The following is a 13071-nucleotide window of genomic DNA, read 5'->3' as shown; positions in this document are numbered from 1 at the left end:
AACTATTTCTCTGTAAATAGCTTTTTTTTTCATTAATTTGCTACATAAACAGCTAAAAAATATGAAAAAGCATTCTGCAAAAGCCATTTTAACCGCGGCTTTATTTTTTGGGATTTCATCTGCATGGGCGCAGCAAACAACGCCTTCAGCGACAGCAAATCCTGTAAATAATTATAATTATCATGACGCCTTTGGTCCGCATTTTTATACAAAAAACGGAACTGATACCCGCACAGCAAGCGGTCAGCCTGGAGTTGCATACTGGCAGAACAGAGCTGATTATCAGATTACTGCAAAATTAAACGGAACAACAAACGAGATTGTTGGTACAGACGAAATTACTTATACAAATAATAGTCCTGAGAAATTAGGCTTTCTTTGGTTAAATTTAGATCAGAATTTATTTAAAGATGATTCCAGAGGAAATGCTGTTGTGCCATTAACAGGAAGCCGTAACGGTGCTCAAGGTCAGGTTTTTGACGGCGGTAACAAAATCAAATCTGTTAAAGTAATTTCAGGCGGTAAAAACAAAACAGAGGTTAACGCAAAATATATCGTTACAGATACCAGAATGCAGATTTTCCTTCCACAAGAATTGGCTGCTAAAGGAGGTTCTGTAAAAATTAAAATTGAATTCTCTTTTATTGCTCCATTTGAAGGATCAGACAGAATGGGAGTTCTTGAAACTAAAAACGGAAAAATCTTTACTATTGCGCAATGGTATCCACGTATGTGCGTGTATGATGATGTAAGAGGATGGAACACAGCTCCTTATTTAGGTGCTTCTGAGTTTTACTTAGAATACGGGGATTTTGATGTAAAATTGACAGTTCCGGGGAATCACTTTGTAGTGGCTTCTGGTGAATTAGTAAATGGTCAGGAAGTATTTTCTGCAGATCATTTCAAAAAATATAAAGATGCTGCAAACAGCGACAAAACGGTAACAATTCGTTCTGAGCAAGAAGCAAATGCAGCTTCAAATGCAAACGCAGGAACAGAAAAAACATGGCATTATAAAATTAAAAATGCACGTGATTTTTCTTGGGCATCATCTCCGGCTTTTATCTTAGACGGAGCAAAAATTAATTTACCAAGCGGTAAAAAATCTTTAGCATTATCTGCATACCCTGTTGAAAGTGCAGGGCAGGGAGCTTACGGACGTTCTACTGAATATGTAAAAGCTTCAATCGAACATTATTCTAAACAATGGTTCGAATATCCTTATCCGGCAGCGACAAACGTAGCAGGAAACGAAGGAGGAATGGAATATCCTGGAATTGTTTTCTGTGGATGGAAATCTAAAGGACAAGATTTATGGGGTGTTACAGACCACGAATTTGGTCATATTTGGTTCCCAATGATTGTAGGTTCAAACGAAAGGTTATTTGCATGGATGGATGAAGGATTTAATACTTTTATCAATTCACTAAGTACAGCGGCATTTAATAATGGTGAATATAAAGAAGCACCAACAAATTTACACGAGCAGGCAGAACCTTTTACAAGACCTGATTTAGAAACTATTATGAGCTCGCCTGATAACATGAAGGAAGCTAATATTGGAATGTTATGCTACTTTAAACCAAGTGCCGGATTAGTAATATTAAGAGAACAAATATTAGGAAAAGAGCGTTTTGATAATGCTTTTAGGACTTATATCCAGCGATGGGCATATAAACATCCACAGCCGGATGACTTTTTTAGATCAATGGAAAATGTTGCCGGAGAGGATTTAAGCTGGTTCTGGAGAAGCTGGTATGTAAATAACTGGCGTTTCGACCAAGGTATTAATTCTATTAAATACGTTAAAAATGACCCTGCAAAAGGTGTTGTTATTTCTGTAGAAAATTTTGATAAAATGCCTATGCCAATTGTTTTAGACGTTAAAACAAAAAGCGGAAAAGTAACAAGAGTTAATCTTCCGGTAGAGATCTGGCAGCGTAATAATGAATGGTCTTTCAAACATAATTCTACTGAAGAAATTGAAAGCATTACCTTAGATCCTGATAATGCATTCCCTGATAATAACGAATCAAATAATGTTTGGACAGCAGGAAAAGGAAAAATTGAAAAAGATGTTATTCTGGACGGATATCTTGGAACTTTTGTTACAAACAGAGCACCGCTTACAATTGAAGTTACAGAGAAGAACAGCACATTGAGCGTTGAAATTACAGATTTTCCTAAGTTTACAGTAAAACCAGTTCCAAACGAAAAAGATACTTTTGAATCTAAAGGAGCAGGTTTGAAATTCAAATATAATGAAGCTAAAACAGGTTTTGATATGATTGTTTTAGGAAACGGACAAGTGCTCCCTTTTACTAAGAAATAATATCTTTAAATATAAATAGCTTAAAACCCGATAATTACTTTAATTATCGGGTTTTGTTTTTGTGTAAATTCACAAAACGCAAAAAAAATGTTAGAATTTAATTTTTTTGTTTTGTAAAATAAAAAATAGTGTACATTTGCAGCGATGAATAAAATAAGTTTACATATAACTTCTTTGTCACGGACAAACTCACCGATTACTTCTCCCGAAGTACGGACACTATTTCTATAGTATCCACTGAGTTTTATAGCCGTATATTTATTCATATCCATTTTTCATTTTGAAATCACATAATTTGTCCATTGGACAAACATATCCTAAAACTACATATTTTTTTGTGAATTTTCTTGATCAAGTTTTTGATTTTGAGAATGTTACTTCTTTTATGCTTAATTTTATTGGATTCAATTCTGGATTTCAATCGAATCAATATGCTTTAATTTTTAACTCTAACTTCAATTATTGAAATGAAGATCTCTATTGTTGTTACCCAGGAAGAACACTTCAAATTCGCACAGGAAATCTGCGATACGATAGAATCATCTGCCTTGTTAAGAGGTACGGGGATTGCTAAAAGAACTCCTGAGTACATTCAGAAAAAAATGTCGAATGGTGATGCGATGATTGCTCTGGCCGATGGAAAATTTGCAGGTTTTTGTTATATCGAAAGCTGGGAACACGGAAAATTCGTGGCGCATTCTGGCTTAATTGTGCATCCTGATTATAGAAGTTTAGGTTTGGCAAAAAAGATAAAATCGAAAGTTTTTGATTATTCTTTGAAAAGATATCCTGATGCTAAAATATTCGGAATTACAACTGGTTTGGCGGTTATGAAAATCAATTCAGATCTAGGATATAAGCCTGTTCCATTCTCAGAATTAACAACAGATCCGAGTTTTTGGGCGGGCTGTAAAACCTGTACAAACTTTCCAATTTTACAAAGCAAAGAAAACAAAATGTGTCTTTGCACCGGAATGTTATACGATCCAAAAGAAAAACAAAAAACACCGCCGAGACATCCTTTTAATGAGGCTGTTTTAAGCAGACTTAAAAAAATCAAACAAGCTTTATTCTTAAATAAAATAATAGCATTTTTTGTTTAAACCATTAATTAGAAAAAATCTCAACTGCTGCATACGAAAGTATTAGCCTAAATTATAAAAAATGAAAAAAGTAGTATTAGCTTATAGCGGAGGATTAGATACCTCGTATTGTTTGAAATATTTAAAAAATGAAAAAGGATACGAAGTTCACACTGTTCTTGTAGACACAGGAGGATTTTCTGCTGAAGAATTAACAGCTATTGAATCAAGAGCTTACGAATTAGGAAGTGCGCAACACGCCAACCTTACCATCGTAGACAAATATTATGATAAAGCAATAAAATATTTGATTTTCGGAAACGTATTAAAAAATAATACTTACCCGTTATCAGTAAGTGCAGAGCGTGTTTTTCAGGCAATTGAAGCTATAAAATACGCTAAAAAAGTAGGAGCAAGCGCAATCGCTCACGGAAGTACAGGTGCAGGAAACGATCAAATTCGTTTCGATTTGATTTTCCAGACAATCGCTCCGGAAATCGAAATCATCACACCAATTAGAGATTTAAAATTATCAAGACAAGAAGAAGTAGATTATTTGGCTCAAAACGGAGTTCACTATTCTTGGGAAAAAGCTCAATATTCGATCAATAAAGGGCTTTGGGGAACCAGTGTTGGAGGAAAAGAGACTTTGACTTCTGGTCAGCCATTGCCAAGTGAAGCTTATCCTTCACAATTACAAAAAGAAGGAGAAGAAAAAGTTACACTTCATTTTGAACAAGGAGAATTAGTTGGTCTTAACGGAAAAACTGATAAACCTTCAAATAATATTGTAGCGTTAGAAAAACTAGCAAACGCTTACGCAATTGGTAGAGATATTCACGTTGGAGATACCATTATCGGAATTAAAGGAAGAGTTGGTTTTGAAGCTGCTGCTCCGTTAATTATCATCAAAGCGCACCATTTATTAGAGAAACACACTCTAGGAAAATGGCAGCAATACTGGAAAGAACAACTAGGAAACTGGTACGGAATGTTATTTCACGAAGGTCAGTTTCTTGATCCGGTTATGAGAAACATCGAAACTTTCCTTCAGGACACTCAAAAAACTGTAAACGGAACAGTAACAGTTTCATTAAAACCCTACCATTTCTCACTTGACGGAATTGAATCTGAAAATGATTTAATGAACACAGGTTTCGGTCAATACGGCGAAATGAACAATGCTTGGACATCTGATGATGCAAAAGGATTTATTAAGATTTTAGGAAATGCTCAAAACATCTTTTCATCTGTAAACAAATTAGATCATGATTAATGTCGGAATTATTGGTGGTTCGGGCTACACGGCCGGAGAACTCATCAGAATTTTAATGTATCATCCAAAAGTAAACATCGATTTTGTTTACAGTACAACAAACGCCGGAAAGCCTCTTTCTGTAGCGCACCATGATTTGATGGGCGATATAGAAATGAACTTTACAGACGAAATCAATCCGAATGTAAATGTGGTATTCTTGTGTTTAGGACATGGAAAATCGATTTCATTTTTGAAAGAAAATCAGTTTGGCGGACATACTAAAATCATCGATTTAGGAAATGATTTTAGATTGAATAAAGATGCTCATTTTGAAGGAAAAGATTTTGTTTACGGTCTCCCGGAATTGAACAAAACCGAAATCAAAAAAGCAAATTATATTGCAAATCCGGGTTGTTTTGCAACTGCTATTCAATTGGCATTATTGCCTTTAGCAAAAGACGGATTGTTGAATAATGACGTTCATATTAATGCGACAACAGGTTCTACGGGAGCGGGAGTTGGTCTTGCTGAAACATCTCACTTTAGCTGGAGAAACAATAATTTCTCGCATTATAAAGCTTTTGAACATCAGCATTTAGGTGAAATCACAGAAAGTTTGGTGCAGTTACAGGATGATTTCGAAAGTGAATTGCTTTTTATTCCGAACAGAGGAGATTTTCCAAGAGGAATTTTTGCAACGCTTTACACGAAATCAGACGACAGTTTAGAAACTCTGGTTGCAAAATATGAAGAGTTTTATAAAAATGAGCCTTTTGTAACGGTTACAACGACGAACATCAATATGAAACAAGTCGTACAAACTAACAAATGTATCATTAGTTTATTGAAAAAAGGAAACCGGGTTCTCATAACATCAATCATAGATAATTTAACCAAAGGTGCTTCGGGACAAGCGATTCAAAACATGAATTTAATGTTCGGATTAGAAGAAAGCACAGGTTTACATTTGAAACCAATCGGATTTTAATTTTTTAGTTTCAAGTTTAAAGTTTCAGGTTTCACGTTCTGTACGTGACTTGAAATGAATAAAAAGAAACATAACTAGTTTTTAGTTTTAAAGTCTCAGTTTTCACATTCAGTGAATAACTTGAAACTTGAAACCTGAAACAAAACAAACAAAAAAAATGAACTTATTCAACGTTTACCCATTATACGACATTACTCCAGTAAAAGCAGTTGACTGCACAATTATTGACGACAAAGGAGTAGAATATTTAGATTTATACAGCGGACATGGCGTAATTTCCATCGGACATACACAGCCGGATTATGTGGCTAAATTGAAAAATCAAATTGATAATTTAGGATTTTATTCAAACGCGATTCAGAATCCTTTGCAGGTTGAATTGGCACAGAAATTAGGAAAACTTTCTGGTCTTGAAGATTATGAATTGTTTTTATGCAGTTCTGGAGCTGAAGCAAACGAAAATGCTTTAAAATTAGCTTCTTTCCATAACGGAAAATCAAGAGTTGTGGCTTTTGATAATTCTTTTCACGGAAGAACTTCTGCAGCCGTTGCGGTTACCGATAACAAAAAAATTGTTGCTCCAATAAATGCACAGCAAGAAGTTACTTTTCTTCCTCTAAATCAAATCGAATTAGTTGAAGCTGAATTAGCAAAAGGCGATGTTACAGCAGTAATTATAGAAGGAATTCAAGGAGTTGGAGGTTTAGATCAGGGAACAACGGAATTTTTTCAGGCTTTGGAAAAAGCATGTAAAAAATACGATGTCGTTTTAATTTTAGACGAAGTACAATCAGGATACGGAAGAAGCGGTAAATTCTTCGCTTTTCAACATCACGGAATCAACGCTGATATCATCTCCGTTGCAAAAGGAATGGGGAACGGATTTCCAGTTGGAGCGATTTTAATTTCTCCAAAATTTGAAGCAAGTTTTGGATTATTAGGAACTACTTTCGGCGGAAGCCATTTATCTTGTGCAGCAGGAATTGCCGTTTTAGACGTAATTGAAAAGCTTGATTTACAGAAAAATGTAAATGAAGTTTACGAGTATTTCTTAGAAAAAATCAAAGAAGTAGACGGAATCAAACAAGTAAAAGGAAAAGGATTAATGCTTGGAGTAGAGTTTGATTTTGATGTTGCTGCTTTAAGAAAGAAATTAATTATTGAAAAACACATTTTTACAGGAAGCGCCAACAACAAAAATCTATTGAGAATTTTACCACCGTTGACTGTGAAAAAAGCAGATATTGATACGTTTGTAAAAGCGTTGAAAGAAAGTTTAGAAGAATTAAAAAACTAAACAATATACTATTATCCTGGCAGGTTTTTAAAACCTGTCAGGTATAAAAAAGTTTCGATTACAAGAAACAACCAAAAAACAACCAACCACTTGAAATTATGAAACCATTATCAATTGAAACGCGCAACGTAGTTTTGCGGACCATGGCAAAACTGGTCGAACAGGAGCGGAATCAGATTATTTTGACTAATCAGGAAGATCTTGCAGATTACGACGGTTCTGATCTTGCGATGGAAGAACGCCTGAAAGTAGATGATAAAAAAGTAGATGAAATGATTTTGTCATTAAATCAGTTAGCATCTCAGGAAGATCCAGTTGGAGTTGAGCGCTTTCATTTTACACACGATAATGGAATCAAAGTCATCAATAAAACTGCAGCTTTTGGAACGATTTTAATTATTTACGAATCGCGTCCTGATGTAACCATTGAAGCTGGCGGAATCGCTTTTAAATCCGGTAATAAGATTTTATTAAAAGGAGGAAAAGAGTCTTTAAAATCCAATTTAAAAATTGTAAGTCTTTGGCATAAAGCTTTAGAAGAAAATAAAGTTTCAAAAGACTGGGTTGAATATTTAAATTATAACAGACAAGAAACCCAAGCCTTTTTAGAAAAACCAACACAAAAAGTAGATTTAATTGTTCCGAGAGGAGGAGAAAAATTAATTGAATTTGTAAAAGCACACGCGACTTGCCCGGTTATCGTAAGCGGACGCGGGAATAATTTTGTTTACGTTCATAAAGATGCCGATACTGATTTGGCTTTAAAAATAATTTTAAATGCTAAAACAGCTAAAATTTCGGCTTGTAATGCAGTTGATAAAGTTCTAATTGATTCAAAACTTCCCAATTTTGAAGGGTTTACTGCTATTTTAATCGAAACATTAAAAGAAAAAAATGTGGAAATTATTGTAGATAAATCGCTTGAAAGTTTTGAAGATACAGAAACACTTCAAAACGAAGATATTTGGTACGAAGAGTTTCTGGATTATAAAATAGTAATCGGAACCATTGATTCTGACGAAAATGCAATCGACATGATTAATAAATACTGCGGAGGACATTCGGCAGCAATTATTACAAGAGATAACGAAGTTGCCAAACAGTTTATGGAATCTATAGATGCTGCAGCTGTTTATCAAAATGCGTCAACACGTTTCACAGACGGCGGACAATTCGGCCTTGGCGGTGAATTAGCAATCAGTACCGATAAACTGCATCAACGAGGTCCAATTGGTTTACAGCATTTGGTAACTAATAAATGGTACGTTTACGGAGAAGGACAGATTAGGTAATTTTAGAGTTCAGATTTTAGATTTTAGATTGTGAATTACTGATTTTTGAATTTGATATTCATTGGAATTTGGAATTTAAATTTGGAATTTAATTAAAGTTTTAGCTTTGCGAACTTAGCGTTTATATAGACAAACAAAATCAAAAAAACCTTGCGCCCTTTGCGGTTAAAAAACAAAATATGGGTAAGAAACGGATTTTATTAAAAATAGGAAGTAACACCTTAACAAAGGAAACCAATCATATTTCTCGGGGAAAGATTGAAGACCTCGGAATTCAGATTGCAGCTTTAAACGACGAATATGAATTTATCATCGTAAGTTCTGGAGCAATTGCAGCGGCAAAGCAATTTGTAAAGCTGGATAATCAGGATAAAGATGTTTTTGTCAAACAGGCTTTAGCTTCAATCGGACAGCCACATTTAATGCGGATTTACAATGAAAATTTTAAGGATTTAGGATTAAATACCTCGCAGTGTTTACTTTCTTATTCTGATTTTGAAAAAGAACAGACCAAAAAGAACATTGTAAATACGATTAATGTATTAGTTAAAAACAATTACATTCCGATTATCAATGAAAATGATACCGTTGCGACAGATGAGATTCGGTTTGGCGATAACGACAAATTAGCGGCATTAACGGCAGTTCTTTTAAATGTTGACATTCTGATAATTGCAACCAATACAAACGGAATTTATACGAAAGAATCCATTCATAATGAAAATCCGGAAACCATAAAATTAGTTGAAGATTTAAAATCTCTTGAAAAAGAAATCGGAGATTCAAAATCCTCGCACGGAACAGGAGGAATGCAGTCGAAAATAGAAGCTGCAGGAATTGCAAAAGCAGCCAACATAGAAACCTGGATAGTCAACGGATTAAATGATAATTTTATACTGAAAGCATTAAAGGAAGAAATTTCTTTCACAAAAATTGTGTAGATTTATACGCGGATGAAACGGATTTGCTATCGCAAAGACACGGAAAAGAACGGATTTTTTATTTATTAAATTAAAAATTTGTTTTTATTAGTGTTTTCACGAAGTGAATTTGTAGAATCGGTGTCTAAATTGAAGCAAACATGAGTACAGGATTATTACATGAAAAATTGACAAAAGAGATTATTAAAACTTTTTATGAAGTTTACAATGAACTAGGATATGGATTTTTAGAAAGAGTTTATCAAAATTCATTGTATTTAGAATTAAAAAGTAAAGGTTTTTTTGTTGAAGCTCAAAAGAAAATTAAAGTTTACTACAAAGGAATTGAAGTCGGAGAATATTATGCCGATTTAATCATCTTAGAATTAAAAGCAGCTGATTGTATAATTCCTGAATTCGAAAATCAAATTATAAATTATTTAAGAGGAACAGATTGTGAAATAGGTTTGCTTTTAAATTTTGGAAAAAAACCGGAATTCAGAAGAAAGATTTTTGAAAATAAAAGAAAAACAAGAATATAAAAATCCGTATAAATCAGCGACTTCGCGATAGCGAATCTGTTTTATCAGCGTACAATTTTTGACACAAAAAACAAAGAAAACAAATGAATTACATCTCAATAAAAGAAATCAACTCATTATCAAAATGGGTAAAACAAGCGATCAAAATCAAAAAAAATCCGCTTAAAAATCAAAGTTTAGGAAAGAATAAAACGCTGGGAATGTTATTCTTTAACCCAAGTTTAAGAACGCGTTTGAGTACTCAAAAAGCGGCGATGAACTTAGGAATGAACGTTATGGTAATGAATTTTACCAACGAAGGCTGGACTTTAGAGTTTGAAGACGGAGCTGTAATGAATTCTGGCGCTTCAGAACATATCAAAGAAGCGGCTGAAGTAGTCTCTCAATACTGTGATATCATCGCAATCCGTGCTTTTGCTGGTTTGGCTGATAAAGAAAAAGATTATCAGGAAACGGTAATTTCAGGATTTTTGAAATACGCTACAGTGCCAATCGTAAACATGGAAAGTGCTATACGTCACCCGTTGCAATCATTAGCAGATGCAATTACGATGGAAGAATTTAAGCCTAGACACAAAAACAAACCAAAAGTAGTTTTGTCTTGGGCTCCACATCCAAAAGCGCTTCCGCAGGCAGTTGCAAATTCATTCGTAGAAATGATGCAGATGCAAAAAGATATGGATTTTATAATTACACATCCAGAAGGTTATGAATTAAGCCCGGAAATTACAAAAGACTCTAAAATCGAATACGATCAAGACAAAGCCTTTGAGAATGCTGATTTCGTTTACGTAAAAAACTGGAGTAATTTCAACGATTACGGAAAAGTAACCAATTCAGATCCAAACTGGACAGTTACAGCAGAAAAAATGGCTTTAACCAACAACGGAAAATTCATGCACTGCCTTCCAGTTCGTCGTAATGTAATCGTAAGTGACGAAGTTTTAGACGGCGAAAACTCAATTGTAATTGAGCAGGCGAATAACAGAACGTATTCGGCACAATTAGTTTTACAGAAGATTTTGAAGAAATTATAAATTTAAGTTGCAAAGTTACAAAGTGACAGAGATTCAAAGTTTTATTGACTTTGAGAAAAAACTCTGATCCTTTGTCTCTTTGTCCCTTTGAACCTTAAAGATAATGAACGTTTCAGTAATAAAAATCGGTGGAAATATCATCGACAATCCATTAGAATTAGAGCAGTTTTTAACTGATTTTTCTAAAATTGAAGGGCATAAAGTATTAGTTCACGGCGGTGGAAAATCGGCTACAAAAATGGCGCAGAGTATTGGTTTGGTGCCGCAGATGATTGATGGACGCCGAATTACAGATGCTCCAATGCTTGATGTTGTGGTCATGATTTATGCAGGACAAATCAACAAACATATTGTAGCTCAATTGCAGGCAAAAGACAATAATGCAATCGGATTTTCTGGTGCTGACGGGAATTTGATTCAATCAACGAAAAGAAATCATCCAACGATCGATTATGGTTTTGTAGGCGATGTAAAGCAAGTAAATACTAAATTACTGGCAACTTTATTAGAAACTGGAATTGTTCCTGTTTTCTGTGCGATTACACACGACAAAAACGGACAATTATTAAATACAAATGCCGATACAATTGCAAGCGAATTGTCAATAGCTTTATCTGAAGTTTTTGATGTAACGCTAACATACTGTTTTGAAAAACAAGGCGTTTTGCAAGATTCAGAAGACGATTCATCTGTTATATTAGAAATCAACGAAACATTATATAATAAACTTAAAGAAGAAAAAGTAATCCACTCCGGAATGATTCCAAAACTGGATAATTGTTTCAACAGTTTATCAAGAGGCGTGCAGAAAATCAAAATTGGACATCATAGAATGCTTCAAAATTCAGATGTTCCGCATACCACAATTACGTTATAAAAAAGTTGCCACAAATTGACGCTAATTTTCTCAGTTAAAAGAGAAAATAGTTTTAGGTTCATATTAAAAAAATCATTTTGATTTTAAATCTGTGACAAAAAAGTAATTTGCTAAAAGTAGTGTAATTGGTGGCAAAAAAACACATCTGCGCAGTACTTTTAAAGATTAATTTTAGAAATTTGCGCAAACTTAAAATGTCACAGTTTGAATAAAAAACTTTGTGACTTTGTGCCTTCGTGGCAAACAACTCATACTTATGAAGAATATTGCAACGCTTACCAAAGAAGCCATTGAATTATTAAGAAACCTGATTGAAACCCCTTCATTTTCAAGCGAAGAAGATCAAACAGCTCTTTTAATAGAAAATTGGTTCAATCAAAACGAAATTCCGTTCAAGAGAGAAAACAACAATGTGTGGGCTTTCAATAAATATTTCGACGAAAACAAACCAACACTTTTATTAAACTCACATCACGATACCGTACGTCCAAATCAGGCGTATACAAACGATCCGTTTAAAGCTATTGAAAAAGACGGTAAATTATTCGGTTTAGGAAGCAACGATGCCGGAGGTTGTTTAGTTTCGCTTTTAGCAACATTTGTTCACTTTTACGAAAACCAAAACTTATCACACAATATTGTGATTGTGGCTTCCGCCGAAGAAGAAAGCAGTGGTAAAAACGGTTTAAACAGCGTTTTAAAACACTTGCCAGAACTAGATTGTGCTATTGTTGGGGAACCGACTTTAATGCAATTAGCTGTAGCCGAAAAAGGGCTTTTAGTTTTAGATGTAAAAGTAAAAGGAACCGCAAGCCACGCAGCGCATCAAAATGATGATAACGCATTATACAAATCAATTCCGGTAATGGAATGGTTTAAAAACTATAAATTCGACAAAATCTCAGACGTTTTAGGTCCCGTAAAAATGACCGTGACGCAGATCAACGCAGGGAAACAGCATAATGTTGTACCGTCAGAATGTGATTTAGTAGTAGATATTCGTGTAACGGATCGCTATACAAATGCTGAAATCTTAGAAGTAGTAAAAGCAAACGTAAATGCAGAAGTAACACCAAGATCAATGCATTTAAATGCTTCGTCTATTCCGGTTGAGCACGGTTTAGTTCAAGCCGGAATTGCGTTAGGAAGAACAACTTATGGCTCACCGACACTTTCAGATCAGTCGGTTTTAAGCTGTCAGTCTTTAAAATTAGGACCTGGAGAAACGTTGCGTTCGCATTCAGCAGACGAATTTATTTTTGTAAATGAAATAGAAGAAGGAGTCGATCTTTATATTAAAATATTGACTGATTTCTTTAAATTATAATATTAATTAGGAGCTAATCCCGCTATCCGTTCCAATCTTTTCCTGGCTAAAGGAGCCAGAAAAAGGATTTCCACTACTATCGGGGCTAGAAACACCAACAGTATAAATCAAGACGTTTT

12 protein-coding genes are annotated in these 13071 nt (G+C 34.4%); 11 read left to right on the top strand and 1 reads right to left on the bottom strand.

Going from position 1 to position 13071, the window contains the following annotated elements:
- The first annotated feature begins 61 nt into the window (after window positions 1-61).
- Window positions 62-2332, top strand: coding sequence for a M1 family metallopeptidase (locus tag ABD859_RS11450; protein ID WP_345144370.1), 2271 nt, complete (start codon window positions 62-64; stop codon window positions 2330-2332).
- 20 nt (window positions 2333-2352) lie between these two features.
- Here ABD859_RS11450 and ABD859_RS11445 read toward each other — a convergent pair whose 3' ends face one another.
- Window positions 2353-2598, bottom strand: coding sequence for a hypothetical protein (locus ABD859_RS11445; RefSeq protein WP_345144369.1), 246 nt, complete (start codon window positions 2596-2598; stop codon window positions 2353-2355).
- A 201-nt stretch (window positions 2599-2799) separates the two neighbouring features.
- Between ABD859_RS11445 and ABD859_RS11440 the strand changes: the two genes are divergently transcribed.
- The 10 genes from ABD859_RS11440 to ABD859_RS11395 all read left to right on the top strand — a co-directional run bounded on the left by ABD859_RS11440 (window position 2800) and on the right by ABD859_RS11395 (window position 12952).
- Entirely contained in the window at window positions 2800-3435 is a 636-nt protein-coding gene (locus ABD859_RS11440; protein ID WP_345144367.1) for a GNAT family N-acetyltransferase, read from the top strand.
- 61 nt (window positions 3436-3496) lie between these two features.
- Complete coding sequence (locus ABD859_RS11435) at window positions 3497-4690, top strand: argininosuccinate synthase (RefSeq protein WP_345144365.1); 1194 nt, start codon at window positions 3497-3499, stop codon at window positions 4688-4690.
- Window positions 4683-5660, top strand: coding sequence for an N-acetyl-gamma-glutamyl-phosphate reductase (argC, locus tag ABD859_RS11430; RefSeq protein WP_345144363.1), 978 nt, complete (start codon window positions 4683-4685; stop codon window positions 5658-5660). The genes ABD859_RS11435 and argC overlap by 8 nt, the downstream gene beginning before the upstream one ends.
- A gap of 157 nt (window positions 5661-5817) precedes the next feature.
- The gene (locus tag ABD859_RS11425; RefSeq protein WP_345144361.1) at window positions 5818-6957 is read left to right on the top strand and encodes an aspartate aminotransferase family protein; all 1140 of its coding nucleotides are present in this window, start codon (window positions 5818-5820) and stop codon (window positions 6955-6957) included.
- A 98-nt stretch (window positions 6958-7055) separates the two neighbouring features.
- Entirely contained in the window at window positions 7056-8249 is a 1194-nt protein-coding gene (locus tag ABD859_RS11420; RefSeq protein ID WP_345144359.1) for a glutamate-5-semialdehyde dehydrogenase, read from the top strand.
- A 179-nt stretch (window positions 8250-8428) separates the two neighbouring features.
- A complete protein-coding gene (gene proB / locus ABD859_RS11415) occupies window positions 8429-9190 on the top strand; it encodes a glutamate 5-kinase (protein WP_345144357.1) in 762 nt (253 codons plus the stop codon).
- A 140-nt stretch (window positions 9191-9330) separates the two neighbouring features.
- On the top strand, window positions 9331-9711 hold the full coding sequence (locus ABD859_RS11410; RefSeq protein ID WP_345144355.1) for a GxxExxY protein: 381 nt from the start codon (window positions 9331-9333) through the stop codon (window positions 9709-9711).
- An 83-nt stretch (window positions 9712-9794) separates the two neighbouring features.
- On the top strand, window positions 9795-10748 hold the full coding sequence (locus tag ABD859_RS11405) for an N-acetylornithine carbamoyltransferase (RefSeq protein WP_345144353.1): 954 nt from the start codon (window positions 9795-9797) through the stop codon (window positions 10746-10748).
- Window positions 10749-10851: 103 nt separating this feature from the next.
- Window positions 10852-11625, top strand: a complete 774-nt coding sequence (gene argB, locus ABD859_RS11400) for an acetylglutamate kinase (RefSeq protein ID WP_345144351.1) — start codon at window positions 10852-10854, stop codon at window positions 11623-11625.
- Window positions 11626-11881: 256 nt separating this feature from the next.
- Window positions 11882-12952, top strand: a complete 1071-nt coding sequence (locus ABD859_RS11395) for a M20 family metallo-hydrolase (RefSeq protein ID WP_345144349.1) — start codon at window positions 11882-11884, stop codon at window positions 12950-12952.
- Window positions 12953-13071 lie beyond the last annotated feature (119 nt).

It is taken from the genome of Flavobacterium ginsengiterrae (assembly GCF_039539785.1).
GTDB lineage: Bacteria > Bacteroidota > Bacteroidia > Flavobacteriales > Flavobacteriaceae > Flavobacterium > Flavobacterium ginsengiterrae.
This window is presented reverse-complemented; position numbering and strand designations above follow the sequence as displayed.